At 48.0% G+C, this 19,428-nt stretch carries 13 protein-coding genes; 10 read left to right on the top strand and 3 right to left on the bottom strand.

The features are described 5' to 3' along the window. Window position 1: 1 nt before the first annotated feature. The 5 genes from gatA to KNQ03_RS06795 all read left to right on the top strand — a co-directional run bounded on the left by gatA (window position 2) and on the right by KNQ03_RS06795 (window position 6,656). Window positions 2-1,444, top strand: coding sequence for an Asp-tRNA(Asn)/Glu-tRNA(Gln) amidotransferase subunit GatA (gene gatA, locus KNQ03_RS06815; protein WP_058264632.1), 1,443 nt, complete (start codon window positions 2-4; stop codon window positions 1,442-1,444). A gap of 14 nt (window positions 1,445-1,458) precedes the next feature. Further along, window positions 1,459-2,892: an Asp-tRNA(Asn)/Glu-tRNA(Gln) amidotransferase subunit GatB gene (gene gatB, locus KNQ03_RS06810; RefSeq protein ID WP_035396151.1), complete on the top strand. Its 1,434-nt coding sequence runs from the start codon at window positions 1,459-1,461 to the stop codon at window positions 2,890-2,892. A gap of 147 nt (window positions 2,893-3,039) precedes the next feature. Further along, the gene (locus KNQ03_RS06805) at window positions 3,040-4,002 is read left to right on the top strand and encodes a diacylglycerol kinase (RefSeq protein ID WP_029342573.1); all 963 of its coding nucleotides are present in this window, start codon (window positions 3,040-3,042) and stop codon (window positions 4,000-4,002) included. A 25-nt stretch (window positions 4,003-4,027) separates the two neighbouring features. Further along, window positions 4,028-5,386 carry a 23S rRNA (uracil(1939)-C(5))-methyltransferase RlmD gene (rlmD, locus tag KNQ03_RS06800; protein ID WP_035396153.1) on the top strand — a complete coding sequence of 453 codons (1,359 nt, stop codon included), beginning with the start codon at window positions 4,028-4,030 and terminating at the stop codon, window positions 5,384-5,386. 346 nt (window positions 5,387-5,732) lie between these two features. Continuing rightward, a complete protein-coding gene (locus KNQ03_RS06795) occupies window positions 5,733-6,656 on the top strand; it encodes a hypothetical protein (RefSeq protein WP_214723982.1) in 924 nt (307 codons plus the stop codon). A gap of 57 nt (window positions 6,657-6,713) precedes the next feature. On the opposite strand, the gene KNQ03_RS06790 is transcribed toward KNQ03_RS06795, so the two are convergent. Then, window positions 6,714-8,843 (bottom strand): bifunctional glycosyltransferase/CDP-glycerol:glycerophosphate glycerophosphotransferase, encoded by a 2,130-nt coding sequence (locus tag KNQ03_RS06790; protein ID WP_214723980.1) that lies wholly within the window; start codon window positions 8,841-8,843, stop codon window positions 6,714-6,716. 101 nt (window positions 8,844-8,944) lie between these two features. Continuing rightward, window positions 8,945-10,102, bottom strand: a complete 1,158-nt coding sequence (locus KNQ03_RS06785; protein ID WP_214723978.1) for a helix-turn-helix domain-containing protein — start codon at window positions 10,100-10,102, stop codon at window positions 8,945-8,947. Window positions 10,103-10,568: 466 nt separating this feature from the next. Here KNQ03_RS06785 and KNQ03_RS06780 point away from each other — a divergent pair, with 466 nt between their 5' ends. Further along, a complete protein-coding gene (locus KNQ03_RS06780; protein ID WP_029342568.1) occupies window positions 10,569-10,991 on the top strand; it encodes a CBS domain-containing protein in 423 nt (140 codons plus the stop codon). 138 nt (window positions 10,992-11,129) lie between these two features. Beyond that, window positions 11,130-13,916, top strand: a complete 2,787-nt coding sequence (locus KNQ03_RS06775; protein WP_214723976.1) for a putative bifunctional diguanylate cyclase/phosphodiesterase — start codon at window positions 11,130-11,132, stop codon at window positions 13,914-13,916. 296 nt (window positions 13,917-14,212) lie between these two features. Here KNQ03_RS06775 and KNQ03_RS06770 read toward each other — a convergent pair whose 3' ends face one another. Beyond that, a complete protein-coding gene (locus KNQ03_RS06770; RefSeq protein ID WP_214723974.1) occupies window positions 14,213-15,919 on the bottom strand; it encodes a M3 family oligoendopeptidase in 1,707 nt (568 codons plus the stop codon). 175 nt (window positions 15,920-16,094) lie between these two features. On the opposite strand from KNQ03_RS06770, the gene KNQ03_RS06765 reads away from it, so the two are divergent. From KNQ03_RS06765 to KNQ03_RS06755, 3 genes are all read left to right on the top strand, one after another. After that, on the top strand, window positions 16,095-16,598 hold the full coding sequence (locus tag KNQ03_RS06765; RefSeq protein WP_035396161.1) for a PTS sugar transporter subunit IIA: 504 nt from the start codon (window positions 16,095-16,097) through the stop codon (window positions 16,596-16,598). Between the two features lie 157 nt (window positions 16,599-16,755). Beyond that, window positions 16,756-17,517 (top strand): ABC transporter ATP-binding protein, encoded by a 762-nt coding sequence (locus KNQ03_RS06760; RefSeq protein WP_214723972.1) that lies wholly within the window; start codon window positions 16,756-16,758, stop codon window positions 17,515-17,517. Then, on the top strand, window positions 17,504-19,420 hold the full coding sequence (locus KNQ03_RS06755) for an ABC transporter permease (RefSeq protein WP_214723970.1): 1,917 nt from the start codon (window positions 17,504-17,506) through the stop codon (window positions 19,418-19,420). Before KNQ03_RS06760 ends, KNQ03_RS06755 begins: the two co-directional genes overlap by 14 nt. The last annotated feature ends 8 nt before the right edge of the window (window positions 19,421-19,428 follow it).

Genomic DNA, 19,428 nt, shown 5'->3' with positions numbered 1-19,428 from the left:
GATGTCACTTTTTGAACATGGTGTCAAAACACTACACACACTCATTCAGGATGGCGAAGTCAAAGTTTCTGAACTCGTCCAAGAATCCTTTGATCAAATCGACCGCGTCGATGGAAAAATCGGTGCGTTTCTTTCATTGAACGAAGAAGCATTCGAGCAAGCAAAACGAATGGATGATGTCGCGAAACACGAAGCGAATCCATTGTTTGGTCTTCCAATCGGCGTCAAGGATAACATCGTCACGAAAGGGATGACGACGACATGTGGTTCGAAATTCCTCGAGAACTTCGTACCAGCGCATGACGCGACGGTCGTCGAGCGTCTGCATGAAGCAGGGGCGATCACGATCGGGAAATTGAACATGGATGAGTTCGCGATGGGTTCTTCAAACGAGAACTCAGCCTACAAACCGGTTCGCAACCCATGGAATACGAAACACGTTCCAGGTGGTTCTTCAGGTGGTTCAGCAGCAGCTGTCGCAGCAGGCGAAGTCTTATTCAGCCTTGGTTCGGATACAGGTGGTTCGATTCGTCAACCGGCTGCCTATTGTGGTGTCGTCGGGTTGAAACCGACATACGGTCTCGTCTCACGCTTCGGTCTTGTGGCGTTCGCATCGTCGCTTGACCAAATCGGTCCGTTGACACGAACAGTCGAAGACAACGCGTATCTCTTGAGCGCGATCGCAGGACACTGTGAAATGGATTCGACGTCTGCGAACGTCGCCGCAACGGATTACACACAAGCGTTGACAGGTGATATCAAAGGTCTGAAGATTGCTGTTCCGAAAGAATACTTCGGTGAAGGTGTCAGTGAAGGTGTCAAAGCTAACATCCGTGAAGCAATCAAAAAACTCGAAGCACTCGGTGCGACAGTCGACGAGGTGTCACTCCCGAACTCGAAATATGCTCTTGCGACGTACTACTTACTTGCTTCATCGGAAGCATCATCGAACCTCGCACGCTTTGACGGCATTCGTTATGGTGTCCGTGCTGAAGCGGACGCACTTGAAGATGTCTTCAAGTATTCCCGCTCACAAGGATTCGGAGACGAAGTTAAACGCCGGATCATGCTCGGAACGTACGCGCTCAGCTCAGGTTACTACGATGCCTACTATAAAAAAGCTCAACAAGCTCGGACGTTGATCAAAAAAGACTTCGACGATGTCCTTGCGAACTATGACGTCATCATCGGACCAACAGCACCGACACCAGCATTCGAACTCGGTGCACAACTGGATGATCCCGTCACGATGTATGCGAATGACATCTTGACGATTCCAATCAACTTAGCGGGTGTCCCAGCAATCTCGGTTCCAGCTGGATTCGTCGACGGTCTTCCGGTCGGCTTACAAATCATTGGAAAACATTTCGATGAGGCGACGATCTATCGCGCTGCGCATGCGTTTGAGCTTGCGACAGGTGGATTCGCGCTTCCGAAGTTATAAGGAGCGAATGTATCATGAACTTTGAAACGATCATCGGGATCGAGGTCCACGCCGAATTGAGCACGAACACGAAGATGTTCTGTGGTTGTGCGCGGGAATACGGCGCGGAGACGAACACGAAAACGTGTCCGATTTGTCTTGGACATCCGGGCGTCTTGCCGAAAATCAACGAAAAAGCCGTTGAGCTCGCTGTGCGTGCAGCAATGGCACTCAACTGCCAAGTTGCCGATCAAACGAAATTCGACCGAAAGAACTATTTCTACCCAGATACGCCAAAAGCGTATCAAATCTCACAGTTCGATCAACCGATTGGCTTCGATGGCTACATTGATGCGGAAGTTGATGGTGAAACGAAACGCTTCCGAATCGAACGTGTCCATCTGGAAGAAGATGCTGGTAAGATGAACCACACGGGTGCGAATCACTCAGTCGTCGACTTCAACCGGACAGGTGCACCGCTCATCGAAATCGTCAGTGAAGCGGACATGCGTTCACCAAAAGATGCAGTCGCCTACCTCGAACGTCTCAAGGAAGTCTTGCAATATGCAGGCGTCTCGGACGTCAAGATGGAAGAAGGATCACTTCGTTGTGACTGTAATATCTCCGTCCGCCCATACGGACAAGAGAAGTTCGGTACGAAAACAGAACTTAAAAACTTGAACTCATTCGGAAACGTCTTAAAAGGTCTTGAGTTCGAAGAAGATCGTCACCGTAAGTTGTTGCTTGCGGGTGGTGTAATGCGCCAAGAAACACTCCGTTTCGATGAGACGAAAAAACAAACGGTCCTCATGCGTGTCAAAGAAGGGGCGTCGGATTACCGTTACTTCCCAGAGCCTGACCTAGTCAAGCTCGTGCTGGATCACGATTGGAAAGAAGCGATCCGTGCCGGTATTCCGGAACTTCCAGATGCCCGTCGCGTTCGTTACCAAGAAGAACTTGGTCTTTCAGCGTATGATGCGAAACAACTGACGGTCACACGTGAGATGGCAGAGTACTTCGAAGCGACACTGGCAGCAGGCGCAGAGCCGAAAGCAGCAGCCAACTGGACAATCGGTGAGATCCAAGGTCATTTGAATAAATCGACGGAAACGTTCGAAACAGTCAAGATGACACCAGCTCGTCTGGCAGAGATGATCGACTTGATCGCAAGCGGTACGATTTCTTCTAAAATCGCCAAACAAGTCTTCACGGCCGTCATCGAAGAAGGTGTCGAGCCACGTGCATACGTCGAAGCAAACGGTCTTGCACAAATTTCAGACGAAGGATTGCTACGTGGTCTGATTGTCGAGATGTTCGAAGCGAACCCAGCCGTCGTCGAGGAATTACTCGGTGGACGTGACCGGAAGAAAGGCTTCGTCATCGGTCAAATCATGAAGAAAACAAAAGGAATGGCGAACCCTGCCCTCCTGGATCAACTCTTCTATGAAGAGCTTGAAAAATTAAAATAAGTCGCTGATCGAACAGCGTCCGTTCCTCCTTTACTTCTGCGAGGAAACGGACGCTGTCTTTTTTGGCTTTGTAATGTCTCGAGAGTTCATGTAAAATAAAACAGTTATGTATCAAATGAACGGTTGAGTCAAAAAGGAGAAAATCTTATGAGACCTAGAGCGCGCGTGATTTATAACCCGACTTCCGGGAAAGAGATGGTTAAACGAAATTTACCGTATATCCTCGACCGACTCGAAGCAGCGGGTTATGAGACATCTGTCTACTCGACGAAAGCGGTCGGCGATGCGACGTATGAAGCAGCACGAGCATGCGAAGCAGAATTTGATCTCGTCGTCGCAGCAGGCGGCGATGGTACGTTGAACGAAGTGATCAGCGGAATGGCTGCCTACAACAAACGTCCGAAGCTTGGTGTACTACCTGTTGGAACGACGAATGACTTTGGTCGGGCGATGCGTATTCCATTGACGATCGAAGGAGCGATGGATGTCATTTGCACAGGACATACGATGCCGGTCGATATCGGTAAGATCGAAGGATCGGCAGGCGTCCATTACTTCATCAACATCGCTGGTGGTGGCATCATGACAGAACTGTCGTACGAAGTGCCTTCGAAGCTGAAGACGGCACTCGGACAGCTCGCGTACTACGTCAAAGGGATGGAGAAACTTCCGCAAATCCGACCGACATATGTCGAACTGGAGCATGAAAAGGGTATATTCAAAGGAGAAGTCATGCTGTTCTTGACATCCAATACGAACTCCGTCGGCGGATTCGAGAAATTGTCACCGAACGCGTCACTCAATGACGGTCGGTTCGATCTCTTCATTCTCAAGAAATGTAACCTCGTCGAATTAATTCGTGTCATGCGTCTTGCCTTAAAAGGGGATCATTTCTCGGACCCTTGCATCGAGCATGTCACGACCTCATTCGTCCGCATGAAGAATACATCAGAGATGAGCTTGAACATCGATGGTGAGTTTGGCGGCATTTGCGAAGGCGAGATGACGAATCTTCGCTCTCATTTCGAAGTCATGACACCAAAGTTCCGGATCGAAGAGATGGAACAAATCAATACACAACTACAAGAAGCAGAAACGAACCTCGCGTGAAGCGAGGTTTTTAAGGAGGATATTCATGATTCCAGTACAAAAGAACGATGAACACGTCGTCGAGATCGTCGACCTGACACATGAAGGATCAGGGGTCGCGCGCATCGATGGATATACGGTCTTCATCCCGGGCGCATTGCCGACGGAGCAGGTCAAGATCAAGATCACGAAAACGACGAAGTCTTACGGGTTCGGTCGTATCATCCGTCAAAAGACGAAAAGTGTCGATCGTGTCGAGCCGCCTTGTCCGGTTTACAACCAGTGTGGCGGTTGCCAATTGCAACACTTGTCATACGACGCAGAACTCAAGTTCAAGCACAACCGTGTCCGTGACGCTTTCGCGCGCCTGGCAGGTCTTGAAATTCCCGTCCACGAGACGATCGGGATGGAAGATCCTTGGGGTTACCGCAACAAAGCACAAGTACCGGTCGCCTTCCAATCGAACAAATTGATGGCTGGCTTCTATCAAAAACGAAGTCACCGGATCATCGATATGGACTACTGCTTGATCCAAAACAAAGAAAACGACGAAGCCGTCCAAGCGGTGCGCAAAGTCCTCGCTGATTTAAAAGTCCCAGCGTACGACGAGAAGAAAAAAGCAGGCGTCATTCGTCATATCATGGCACGTCATGGGTACCACACGAACGAGTTGATGGTCGTTCTCGTCACGAAGGTCAAACAACTGCGTGGGATCGATAAAATCGTTGAAGGGATCTTAAAGGCGTTACCAAATGTCACGTCGATCCAGCACAACATCAACCCGGATGATACGAACGTTATTCTCGGGAAAAAGAACGTCGTCTTGTACGGACCGTCCGTCATCCGCGATCAAATCGCTGGATTGACGTATGAGATCTCACCGCATTCGTTCTTCCAAGTCAACCCGTTGCAAACAGAGAAACTCTACGCGAAAGCGCTCGAGTACGCTCAGTTGACAGGCGATGAGACTGTCGTCGATGCTTACTGTGGTATCGGTTCGATTTCCTTGTCACTCGCGAAACAAGCGAAGCACGTCTACGGCATCGAAATCGTACCGCAAGCAATCGATGATGCACGCCGGAATGCACAAGCGAACGGGATCGAGAACGTGACATTCGAGTACGGTGCAGCTGAGAAGGTCATGCCGGATCTCGTTAAAGCCGGTATTCAACCGGACGTCATCGTCGTCGACCCACCACGTAAAGGCTGTGACGAAGAATTCTTGCGTGCTGCTGCGGATGTTGCACCGAAGCGGATCGTTTACGTCTCTTGTAACGCGTCGACTCAAGCGCGTGACGCGAAGTTGTTGACAGAGCTCGGTTATACACTCGTCGAAGTGACACCAGTCGATATGTTCCCACATACGACACACGTCGAGAGCGTTGCCTTGTTCGTCCGTAACTAAAACGTTCATATGACTGACTTAAAAAAGAATGACGCGTCTTTTCACGCCCTTTCCTCAGGCGAGACACAAGCCAGTTTTCCTGCTTCATTTCAAGCAGGAAAGCGGGTCTTGTTCGTCTCTGACAGCGCATAAATGCGCTTTTCCTGTAGGAGTGGCGTGTGACGCGTCATTCTTTTTATTACGAGATAAGGGTGGCAGATCATCATTCTGCCACCCTTATCTTTGTAGAGACTGACTTGTGGGTCAGCTTCATTTTTTGATTGACCTGATGTATAAACGAAAGTAAATAAGAACCTCTATATGGTAAAATAATCAAGTTATATATAAAAGTATAGGAGGGTTCATGATGACGACTAACGATGTTCAAGTGTATGCAACATTCCGGCTAGAGCAAGACGTATTGTATCGCTATCATACATATATCCAGTGGGGAGAGAGTGAAACGTCGCTTGGTGCGTGCCTGATGTTGAATCCAGGTTCTGCGACAGTGGATCCTACATTACGTCAGCAAATTGATACGGCAGGGCAAGCGACGGGTCAAATTGGTCGATTGGATGAGACGATGCGACAAATCATCCGGATCGTAGAAGGTATCTACGAAGGACAAGCCTTATCGGGACGCTTTCATCTATACAATTTATTCCCGATGCAACATGGAAATGATGTCACATCGATCAATCGTTTCGAAGAACTCTGTCAGGAAACCTCTTTTGAAAAGCAGACGTTGTTTGCGTCAGTCGAAGAATTGCGTCGACATCCTTTCGTGATCACAGGATGGGGCGTCCGGAGTCATCTTATTCGCTGGACACATCTGCGACAAGCGAAAGTAGAATGGTTGAAGCGTCTTGAAGCGTCGGGTATTCCGCACTTTGGTATCAAGCATCCAAGAACAGATGATTTTTATCATCTGTGTCCGAATCTCGTTGCTAGCCGGGAAACGATCAAAGAGCAAATCATCGCGCGACATCGTGAAGTCATGGTGCCGAGTCGGAAGCGTCAATGGGAGCGAATCCTTCTGTACCGGATGGAAGGTGGACGTATCACCTTAATGGGGCGCAAACGATCTGATGATACGTGGGTCTTCATGAGAACGACGGATGAGACAGCATTGCTCGAAGAGGGGGATGTATCTGCGAAGACCTCTTCTGAGATCGTCGAACGATGGGACGACGTGGTAGAACATCTCCTCGGTGAGGTCGTCTTATCGTTACGTCCTAGTTTCGTTCACCCTGAATTTGAAGAGCGGATTGCACCGTATCGTAGACGATGATACGAAAAAGGAGAAAGAGCGCAAAAGCGCATCTTTCTCCTTTTTCATTGTGTCTCCTTATTCAGCATCTTCAGCATCTGCTGAGCTTGCGTTCGGGAACAACTCAGCAAGAACACGTTCACTTGCCGTACCATCGTCAAGACTGCAGAACCGCTCGAGGAAGCGATCATACTTTTCTTGGTAAGCGACGGATTTCGTATCGATCTGTTCGATATAATCGATGACTTGATCCGTTTCCTTCAAGAGTGGTCCTGGAACGACTTCTTCGAAATCGAAATAGAATCCACGTAACGTCGACGCATATTTCTCCAAGTCGTACGTAAAGAAGATCATCGGACGTTGTAAGTGGGCGTAATCGAAGAAGACAGACGAGTAGTCAGTGATCAAGACATCACTGATCAAATACAACTCTGCGATATCGCCGTACGAAGAGACGTCGTAGGCGAAGCCTTCGTGTCCACTGATATCCATGTTTTGCGCAATCAAGTAATGCATCCGGAGCAAGACGACATAATCGTCACCGAGTCGGGCCTGCATCTCGTTCAAGTCGAGTTGGAGATCGAAGCGGTATTTTCCGCGCGCGATGAACTCATCATCTCGCCATGTCGGTGCGTACAAGACGACTTTCTTGTCAGCTGGGATATCAAGACGTGCTTTGATTTCGCTGATGAGACCAGCTTGATCGTCCGCATACAAGAGATCGTTTCGCGGATAACCTGTCTCAAGCATCGTGTTTTGGAACCCGAACGCACTCTTGAAGATTTCGCTCGAATAGGCATTCGGAGAAATCAAGTAATTCCATTCCTGCGCTTGATTGTAGAAGTTCCGTTTGTAGCGCGTCGCGTTCGTTCCTGCCATGTGGACTTCTTCCATATCGAGACCTAGTCGTTTTAATGGTGTGCCGTGCCATGTTTGAAGGTAGATCGTTTCTTCGCGTTTCGTTAAGCTGAGCGGTTGACGTGTATTGAAAATCCAGTACTTCGCACGTGCCATCGCTTGGTAATACGCGAAGCTGTTTTTGAGCACCCAGTTTGGGCAAGCTTCCTTGACGTCATCTGAAGGCTCATTCGCGAAAATCCAGACGAGCTCAAGTTCCGGGCGTTGTTCTTTTAATTTCAGATAAAGGGCCTTTGGATTATCGGAATAGCTTCGTCCGAGGAAACTCTCGAATAAGACGAGGTTCTCTTTGACCGGCATCTTTTGGAACAAACGATAGAGCATGAGACCGTTCTTGATTTTTTTACGTCGTGCCGTCCGTAACGTCTGCTTTGTCTTAACAGCAGTGATATATGAACGGAACATGATATACGAACCCGTCGACCATGCCTGCAGATACTTGCTTCGTGTCTTCGCCCGTCTCAAGTCGTAAGCGACATGACGGAAGACGTCGGTCTGCTGACTTTTTGACGTGCTGCGCTCAAGCAATGCTCGACCACGTTTTGAGATGAAACGTTTGTACCATGTATTTAAGAACTTTTGAACGTCGTTATCCTTCGTATGGGCGGATAACATACCGTAAATCCGTGAGATATCGGACAATGTCGTGATATCACGCGCTTGGTAGAGCGATTGTCCTTCAAGTGGCGTACTACGTGAGTTTCGACCATAGACGACATAACTGACCGATGTCAGGTTCGTCAGTTTCGAGATGATTGTATGGGCGATGATCGTATCGGCGAACCATCGTGTCTCAAGAACAGGTAGATCATTGAGCAAGTCCTTTTTAATCATCCAGCCGTGAATCGTCGTCAAATGACGCGAATTGAACTTCGTACGGGTATAGAAGAAATAACGATCATCATCGATTGGCATGAGCCATTTTTTCTTGTTGTAGACGGGTGAGACCTTACCGATGATGACTTCACCGCGTGATTTCTCATAGGCTTTGATATACGTATAGAGTGCACGTGGTGCGAGGATATCATCACTATCGAGGAAGGTAACGTAGTCACCTGTCGCGACTTCAAGACCACGTCGACGTGCAGCGTAAGTTCCTTGATGCGCCTGTTCAACGATCGTACATGTTGGATAGAGGGAACGGAGCTCATCGATGTATGTGCTCGGACCGTCAAAGACGACGACGATTTCCACCGGGATAGATACCTTCTGGTCGAGAACGGATTGAATGGCTGTCTTCGTTTGTGATTCAGTTTGATAGACAGGAATGATGACACTAATTGAGTTCATGTTGATTCTCCTTTTTGATGAAAGAATCCGCCAAAAACGGATTCACGAAAATAGTTCCTGTTGAATAGGATATCACAAAACGAAAAAAAGGCACGACTCTCTTAAAATTCACTTCGTTGCCGGTAATGCGTTGGCGTCTCACCAGTCGTCTGTTTGAAGGCTTGACTGAAATGGCTTTGGCTTGAGAAGTGCAACTTGTTTGAGATCTCTAGTAGCGAGTCGTCTGACGAGCGTAGGAGACGCTTTGCTTCCCGGATGCGTTCCCGGATGACATACCGGGCGAGTGGTAAACCAGTCTCATCTTTAAACAGAACGGACAAGTAATTGGACGAGACATGAATGGCTTGGCTGATTGATGAGACGGACAACGGTTCATACAGGTGTTGCTGAATATAGCGAATCGCAGCGAGTACATGAGGCGAGTGCCGCAGCGCTTGGAGTTCCTTGACGGCCTCCGCGAACGAGACCGTGATGCGGACATGACGATTACGGAGTTCGGCAATGCTCGTCGCTGCTTCGATCGTCTCGATCATCCGGTCGCTTAGAGAGAAGGCTTCGTCCGGTTCTAATCCACCGCGAATCGCGGCGCGTGCGCTCAATAGGACGGTTCCGAGCAACAGATTCTTTTCTGCGCGTAACGGTTGATGCCGTGCGAGTGTGCCGAACTCACCGTATGCAGGTAAAGAGTAGGTCGTTGCGAGTCGCTCACTTTGACCCGTCGCGATCCAGTCGATGATTTGCTGCTCCCGTTGCCATGCTTTTCGGTATGCGGTCACCCCTGTATGGGACGGTGCATCCGCAACGAGTGGGATTTCAGCTTCCTGAATATCAGATAGTTGTTCGATTTCTCGCTTCGGCAATGGTTCCCCGTGCAACAAGCGATACATCAGGTGAGCACAGTCAATCAATCGGTTCTCCGTCGTACGCGGCAAGACCTTATAAAACTGGTGATAGGCTTCATCTTGGATATGCGCCCGAAAGAGAGCAGATTGTAATAGAACAGGACCGATTCGATACATACCTTGTTCCGGAACGTCCAAAAAGAGGTAGGCTGTACCGTCTTTCAGGGTATAGAGTAAAGGAGTCTTTTTAAGGACGGGCCATTCATTCTCAATCGGCAAGGTTCCCGGATGAGGTGGAGCTTCTGGACGTAGAGCAAGCGGAGTACCATTACGATCTCGGTACGTGACGAAAAAACCGGTCATTCCGTAAAGGTGCTCTGCGATTTGCGTCAAGTCGGATGTCGACAAGCGATTCATGACACGACTCCTTTCGAAATAAAGTGGATTGCTTCTAGTGTATGTCCTCTTTCGCGGATAGTCGAGAACGAACCAAGAAAAAACGAAGCCTTCCGAAAAAGGCTTCACTATCAAGTCGATCGGATGGAACTGAGGAGTCTTTTGAATCTGAATCGTGTCGTTCAACATCCAGTAACGTGTTAGTTGCTTCTTTAGGCAAAAATGATTGTTTTGGACAGATGATTTCTGCAATGAGTTCATTCGTCAAAGCGAAAATCGTTTTTACGGTGTCAGAGGTTTCTTTCATGTGTTGGATCAGTGCCTAAACGTCACTGGTCAGTTTTTCCTGTCTACTTGGAATATTGGGATATAGTATAACTAAATATGAAAGAATTATGTGGAGATTTTCATCATTTGAGAAATGAATCAACGCAAAGTTCATGATAAAATGAAAAGGGTGTCACAGAGTGGCTAGGGAGGAACAGAAATGAATATTGCTTTTTTCTTATTACCTAAAGATGAGGTGAAATATTTAGATCCTGAGTCAACGGTCAGACAAGCACTAGAAAAGATGAAACATCATCGTTTTACGTCGGTCCCACTCGTTGACAATAAAGGGAAATACGCAGGAACGCTGACAGAAGGTGATATCTTGTGGGCGCTCGAAGCAAATCTCGAGCATGCCGATTACGACCACGTCTTGCAGACACGATTAACTGATATTAAACAACGTGTCCGTTATAAACCAGTTTCGATTACAGCACAAATGGAAGAGATGATTGAAGTCATCACGGATCAAAATTTCGTGCCCGTCATTGATGATGGTAGACATTTTATCGGGATCATCCGTCGACGTGATATTATCGATTATTTTGCTAAAAAAGTAGCGCGTGAGAACGTCAGTTATTAAAAAAAAATAAAACTAGTAAAAAAAGCACTGATTTTCACAGAAATGTGGAAAGAAGTGCTTTTTATTGACCCAAAACGACTTCAGGAAATGGGAGGAGGCGACGATATAGAAGCATAATGACAATTTAGGGAGGACGATGTGTTGCGACGTTTATCACCAGTCTTCATCGTAGAAGCTTTTCGAAGACGCTCCTACTATAAAACGTTCTCATGGATGATTGCGATCATCGGTCTGTTAGCATTGATCGTCGCGTGTCAGCATTTGACGAAAACATTGGATGAAGGGTATCGCTTCAAGGCATCGGGCAAAACAATTGCTGAAGTGACACCTTTTAATCATGCCGAACAAGAAGTGACGCGCTATTATTTTTCATCTTTGAATGACGACGCCGATTTGACGCAAGCTTCAAAGCGGGCCGACCAAGCACTAGAACAACTAACGGATCGACTTCCGAATATGAAAGCGACCGAGTCGACACGCGAAGAAGTCCTAACAGAGATTAAGAAACTACAACGACAAGGATACGAATCGAATCATCGCTTTTTCACGACGATGACGAACTTCAAAAGTGAAATCATCTTTAATCAGCTCGTATTGAGTAAAGAGACGGGGTCTTATTATAATGTGTTCTCCAATCTGATTCTGATGGAAGAACAGCTTGGAAAGTCCGCTGAAATATTGAAGGATGCTCGACAAAAAGAAGAACCTAGCTCAATTGATCGGTTACGGATTCAACAGATGCGGATTGATTTGCCATTGCGACAGGAATCGCTCATTAAATCCCTGTATGATGTGATTCCGCTTCACAACGATTCAGGACGTCAGGATATCGCAATCATGCGGGAACAGATGGATGCTTATACACAAACGCTCGATGACCTATTGCGCGCTCCAGAAAGCTGGACGTATGCTGCGTTAGCAAACCAAGCTGAACGGTATGAATCCAGCATGTATCGTCTGTATGATCAAGAACTCAACCAAGTCGCACAAGAAATGCAGGATCGGGGAAATCAAATCATTCGTAATGCCTGGCTCCTCTTTGGCGCAACCAGCATCTTGATTCTTGGATTACTGATGTTGACCTTATCGTTATTACGTGCGTTCCGCCAAGATCTTTCTTTATTGAAGGGAGAAGCGAATACCTTTGCTGAAGACCGTCGGCAATCTGGTTATGACGTACCGGAGCGAAATGATTTTCAACCCGTCGTTCAAGCGTTTCGAACGATGACAGCTATCATTGCTGGTTTATTAGACCATAGCGATGCGAAGACAAAAGAAATCAAACAAAAGAAAGCAGAAATCGAGTCACTCTTTTCGCAGAATACCGACCCGATCCTTGCCTTATCATCCGACTATACGATATTAAACGGAAACGAACGCTTTCGACAATTGACGGAGGCAACGGCAGGATGGACGATTGAAGAATTGATCCATCCGGCTGATTTGAATCGGATGCGGCGAGCATTGAGACGATCGCTTGAAGGACATAGTCAAACGATTCGCTGTAAGATGCTCTTCAATGAAGAAATTTTGAATATGTTCGTCAACATCATCCACGTTACCAATAAAGAGGACGATACAGGTGTTGCGCTCTACTTATCTTGTCATGATGAAACGGATCAGTTCCGGCGGGAAGAACGGATTACACAACTCGCACTCTTCGATATGTTGACGGGTTTGTTGAACCGGAATGGTTTCGAGCAAAAGATGGCAGACGCGTTAAAAGCACCTCAACCGGGAGAGCTCGTCACCATCAGCGTCCGGCAATTCCGGCGGATCAATGACATCTATGGACATGGTGCAGGGGATCAGATTCTAAAAGATCTCGCGAATCGCCTCAAGCATCATTTCATCGGAACAGGACAAGCGGCGCGAATCGGTGGAGATGAATTCGCCGTATTAGTCGCACAACAGGATATCGTCGATTACCAAAAATTAAAGCAAGTCATCGAACATGTCTATGAGATCAACGGAGAATACGTCAATGTCAGCATCAGTATGAGTATGGTCCGCTATCCCGATGATGCAGTAGCCGTTACTTCCTTGTTGTCCTCGGTTGATATCGCGATGCAGCATGCGAAACAACAGACAGAGGGTGGACCAGTCTGGTTCGAGTCCTGGATGAGTGCCGAGTATCTTGAATCGGTCGTCCTCGAAGGTGAATTACGAGAAGCGATTGAAAAGAACGAGCTTCAACTGTTCTATCAACCACAAATCAATCTTGCGACAGGTCAAGTCGATGGCTGTGAAGCTCTCCTGCGCTGGTTCCATCCTGAACGTGGGATGATCAGTCCAGCAATTTTCATTCCGATTGCCGAACGATCGATGTTGATTGAAGAAATCGGGATGTGGGTCGTTGCCGAAACGGTCCGGCAAGTCGAGGAGTGGAAGGACACGGAACTCGGGGTACTGCGTGTCTCGGCGAACTTATCCGTCAAAGAGCTCGTCTCTGGTCGGATCGTCGATTACCTGACCGATGTTCGAGAGATTCATCCGGGGATTGAACAACGGATGGAACTTGAAATCACGGAATCGTTTGGTGTCTTTTCAGACACACGCGTATTTGACGCCTTACAGACGTTGCACCAGATGGGATATCGTCTTGCGATCGATGACTTTGGTACGGGGTATTCTTCCTTGTCGTACTTAAGTCGATTACCGATCCAGCGACTGAAAATTGATCGTTCGTTCATCAGTGGTCCGGATGCGTGTTCGAACGCACCGCTCATCGAGACGATCATCAAGCTTGCTCATACGTTGAAGTATGACGTCGTCGCTGAAGGAATCGAGGAACTTGAACAAGCGGATCATTTACGAGTGCTTGACTGTGAGTATGCGCAAGGATTCTATTATTCAAGACCGATTCCAGCTGACGAGTTTCGGGTCTGGTACGGGAGGTACCATGAAAAGCTTCTATCTGAATGAAATGAGCCCTGTGGTCGTTTTACGAACGTTTTTGTCATCCTTGCTTTCCACAGGCGGGGGGTAAGCCGCGGCACCACGCACTCCATGCGGTGTGCCAGGTCTTACCTAACCCTGACGAAAGCGGAAGTCATGCTTTCTTTTCCTGTAGGAGTCAAGGATGAACATATACGTTCTATAATCATGTAGCAAAAAAGAAGAGGCGTTTTCCAGATGATATTCTGGAAAACGCCTCTTCTTTTATTGATGTTGCTCGAGATGTTCTGACTTTTAGTCAGTACGACCTTGCACGCAAAGAATTAAACGCGATCGAGCACGAGGTCGTCTGCTTGTTCAAGATAGGCTTTGACCGGTGCGACCGCTGCCTCGACCGTACCTGGTGCGAACGGAGACTTCAATCCAGCACGTTCGACGAGCATGAGGAAGCTTTCCGATCCGCCGGCACGACAGAGATCGAGATACGACTTCCAAGCCGCTTCCCGGTCTTGTTCCATCCAAGCATAGAACTGGAAGGCACAGACTTGAGCGAGCGTGTAATCGATATAGTAGAACGGACTACCGAAGACGTGTCCTTGTTGATGCCACCATGCACCTGAATCGAGATAATCGTTCGCTTCGTAATCACGATGCGGCAGGTATTTCTTCTCGATCGTTCGCCATGTCTGACGACGTTCTGCTGGTGTCAGTTCAGGTTGGTTGTAGATGACGTGTTGGAACTCGTCAATCGCAACGCCGTACGGAAGGAATGTGACGCTTCCTGCGAGGTGATTGAACTTGTATTTCGCTGTCTCTTCACCGAAGAACTCTTCCATCCACGGATAAGCGAAGAATTCCATCGACATCGAGTGAATCTCACACGCTTCATACGTTGGGAAAGCACTCTCTGGAGCTGTCAGGTGACGGCTCTCATAGACTTGGAACGCATGACCGACTTCGTGCGTCAGGACATCGATGTCGCCTGCTGTTCCATTGAAGTTCGAGAAGATGAATGGGAGTTTTTCGTCTGCGATGTAGGTACAATACCCACCGCCGGCTTTCCCAGGCTTCGCTGTTAAATCGAGTGCTTCCCGGTCGAGCATGTAGTTGAAGAACTCGTTCGTCTCCGGTGACATCTCTGCGTACATCTTTTTGCCACCTTCAATGATGAACGACTCTTCGCCTTTAGGTGTCGCGTTACCAGACTTGAAGGCAAATCCTTCATCGTAGTAGTACAAGTGATCGACACCGATGCGTCGTTGCTGGCGTTCTTTAAGTTGTGTCGCGAGCGGAACGATCGTCTCACGGATTTGTTCGCGGTACTGTTCGACCATCGATTGGTTATAATCGACGCGGAGCATACGTGCGTATCCGAGCTCGACGAACGATGGGAAACCAAGTGTCTTCGCGATGTCTGTCCGGATGCGAACGAGTTTGTCGTAGATCGTATCGATTGCTTCACCATGCTCGTTTAAGTAGCCATAGCGTGCTTCAGAAGCTGCTTTACGGACATCACGATCAGGTGATTGAAGATATGGACCGAACTGCGATAAGTTAAGCGTCTTGCCATCGAACTCGATTTGAGCAGAAGACATCAGTTTCGTATATTCACTCGAGAGACGATTCTCTTCTTGGAGTTTCGGAATGATCTCTTCCGAGAACGTCTTCAGGCTCGCTTCCGCAATCAGGAATAACTGTTTGCCGTGCGTCTGTTCGAGTTCACTGCGGAGTGGATGCGTCGTCAACGCTTGATAATAGCTTGAGACATATCCTTGATAAATCGCACTCGCTTCATCAAAGAATCCTTGTTCCGTCTCATAGAACGTATCGCGCGTATCGATCGTGTGACGGATCTCGACGAGCTGGCTTGCCGTTTCAAATTGATTTCTGAGGGTATTAATCTCAGTGATGGCTGCGTTTGCTTCATCTACCTGTGTGGCTTCCGTCAGTCGAGCGATCGCTTGATTCATGGATGTTTCAAGCAAGGCAAGGTCAGGACGGACATATGTAATTTCTGAAAATGGTAACATGTAAGCGCCTCCTTATGATTTCTAACTATTATCACACAAAAATACTTGCAAAACCAGAGGGACAAACGTATGCTTTTTGTGAGAACGTGAGCGAGCTGTCTGACAGCTTACTCCTATAAAAAATCGAAACTTCCATTCGGAAGAAAAACGATCGAGAAAGTAGAGGGATAGTATCATGGGATTCTTAAAAAAATTGTTTGGTGGTAACGACGCAGGAAACGCGAAAATCGCTTCTGCACTTACAGGTAAAATCGTCAACATCGAGAACGTACCCGATCAAGTTTTCTCTCAAAAAATGATGGGCGACGGTGTCGCGATCGAACCAACTGAAGGTAAAGTCGTCTCGCCGATCAACGCAACGGTTGAAACGATCTTCCCAACAAAACACGCAATCGGTCTAAAAGGTGAAGATGGTCTTGAACTGTTGATCCACGTTGGTCTTGATACAGTTAACCTTAAAGGTGAAGGCTTCACGGCTCACGTCCAGTCAGGTGACAAAGTCAAAGCAGGAGACGTCCTCGTCGAGTTCGACCTTGACTACATCCGTGCGAACGCACCATCGACGATCACACCGATCATCGTGACGAACCACGATCAATTCACGCTTTCAGCTGTACCAGCTGAAGGAACTTCTGTTGTCGCAGGCGACACAGAGCTCTTCAAAGCAACACACAAATAAGATACGATACGCCTCCATTCCTTGCGGATGGGGGCTTTTTTGTCGTCTCATCCCGTGTCTTACCGTTTTGTAAGAGAAGTGAAAGCAAAGTCCATTTTGAGAAAAGTATGGAAGGACTAGACTGAGTGTAACGAATCAAACACAGGAGGCATTACAGATGAAAGCAATCTTACAAGCAGAACAGATTTCAAAAACGTATCAAACGAAAACAGCGCGCCACGAAGCACTGCGTCCGACGACGCTCCGTGTTCACGAAGGAGAATTTGTCAGTATCATGGGTCCATCCGGTGCCGGGAAATCGACATTACTCAATCTGCTGTCGACGATCGATCAGCCGACGGACGGCTCGATTTTAATCAACGGAGCAGACGTGACAGCGATGAAGGAAAAACAATTAGCCCGTTTCCGCCGGGAGCAACTCGGCTTTATCTTCCAGGACTTCAATCTCCTCGATACGATGACGGTTCGAGAAAATATCGCCTTACCGCTATCACTCGCGAACGTCGATAAAAAGATGATCTTAGAACGTGTTGATCGTGTGGCGCGTCAACTTGGTATCCACGACTTACTCGATAAACGTCCCGTTGAACTATCAGGTGGACAAAAACAACGGACGGCTGCCGCTCGCGCCATCATTCATGATCCGTCGCTCATTTTAGCCGACGAGCCGACCGGTGCGCTTGACTCGAAGTCGGCAACAGGATTGCTCGAAGCGATGCAAGCGCTCAACGACGAAGGCGCGACGATTTTAATGGTAACGCATGACCCGATGACAGCGTCTTATGCGGAACGGATTCTGTTCGTCAAGGATGGAGAGCTGTTTAAGGAAGTCCATCGCTTCGGTTCGCAGAAGGAATTCTTCGAGCAGATCATGGAAGTCCAACGCGAACTCGGAGGTGCCGTCCGTGAGCTTGTCTAAACTGGCGTTTCAAAATTTGAAGAACATCCGTCAAAACGTGATGTACCTCGGTGCCGTCACGTTTGCGATTCTGATTTACTATACGTTTCTCGCGATTCGATCGAATGAAGCGATGCTTCAGGCGAACGAATTGTACGGAAAACTGGGAACGGTCTTTACCGGAGCAAGTGTCATTCTAGCGCTTTTTTCTGCCATCTTCATCTGGTATTCAAGTGACTTCTTCTTACGTCGTCGTAAGAAGGAAATCGGGCTCTACGCGTTGCTCGGTCTAGAGCGAGGGCAGATCGCCCGCCTGATCTTCCTTGAGACGATGGGGTACGGAGTAATTGGTCTAATTCTCGGAATTGCGATTGGTACCGTCGCTTCGAAATACTTCGTGCAGCTCCTTGCTTCCGTCATGGCGATGCAAGTCGATGCGACCTTTACGATCAGCGGAACTTCCGTCATGCAGACGATTGGTGTCTTCCTGTTGATTTTCTTGATCATTGCTTTACGTTCTGCTCGGACGATTTATCGTTTTACATTAATTGAACTGTTCAAGGCAGAACAACAAGCGGAATCGCTTCCGAAAGTCCATCCGATCTTAGCTGTCCTTTCCGTCATCTTGATCGGTGTCGGTTACTATTTGACCGGACAACCGTTGATGGATCACTTTACAATCGTTGCCCCGCTCTTGATGCTCTGCGTCATTCTTGGGACGTTCGGAACGATGAGTTACTTTACGATCTTCTTATTGCGCGTCTTAAGTAATCAAGCGCGGCACTTCAAAGGAACGAATTTGATTCTGCACGGGCAATTGTTGTCACGAATCAAATCGAATGCCGTCATGCTGTCGACGATCACGGTCATCACTGCCGTCACATTGACGACGGTCGGTACAGCGACATCGATTTATTATTTCATCGATCAGACCGTCGAGGAGCAAGTTCCGTATAGTCTATCGATTGCGAGTAAACAAGCAGAAGCGGAACAGCTGATTGCAAAGTCTGACCAGAAAATCGACAGCCGGACGATGGTTAACGTCAAGAACGTCGACCATCAGATGACCGATCTGCCGAACCCGCTGACGTTCACACGCTACTACGCGACGTATGCGTATGAAGACCAGCCGGGACAATTCAGCTACGTCAACTATTCGGACTACGTCAAGCTCGCGAAAGCGAACGGGAAAACGGTCATCAAAGAACCAAAACAAGGCGAAGCGATCGTCCTTGAGACATTCAAAGGAAACGATTTGTTGAAGATGAAAGTCAAATCGCCAGTCGGTGTTGAAATCAAGGACGTTCATGAGTCCTTTCGCATCACCGCTGCGACGAATCTACCAATCGCTCAACTTTATGAGAAACAGCGGCTCGCCTTCGTCGTAAACGATGATGCGTTCGCGAAGATGCCGGAAAAAGGCTTCACGCTGACGAATTATCAGTTCTCGGATGAACGTCATGACGATGGATTGATGAAACAGTTGACGCAACTATATGGAAAACAAGCGGATACGGAGATGGCGGCGTACTATCCTGTCTATGCGATGACGACGGCAACGACCGGCTTACTCGCGTTTGCTGCCGGCTTCCTCGGTCTCGTCTTCTTGCTTGCGACGGGTTCGATCATCTACTTCAAGATGCTTGCGGAAGCAGAAGAATCGAAACAACGGTTTGCCATCATCCAGAAGATCGGTGTGGATGAGAAGGAACAGACAGGCATCATTCGGCGCCTTGTCGGATTCGTCTTCTCCTTACCGTACGTGCTCGGACTCGTTCATAGTTTAGTGGCGATGCAAGTCTTGCAGAAACTATTGAACTACAACATCGTTCGTCCGACATTACTTGCGATTGTTTGTTATACGATCGTCTATTTGATCTACTATATCGTCACGGTCCGTGCTTACCGCCGCATCGTCACGTGATGAACTAA

It is taken from the genome of Exiguobacterium sp. s143 (assembly GCF_018618895.1).
GTDB lineage: Bacteria > Bacillota > Bacilli > Exiguobacteriales > Exiguobacteriaceae > Exiguobacterium_A > Exiguobacterium_A abrahamii.
The sequence above is the reverse complement of the archived record's forward strand: the minus strand, read 5'-3'. Positions and strand labels throughout refer to the sequence as shown.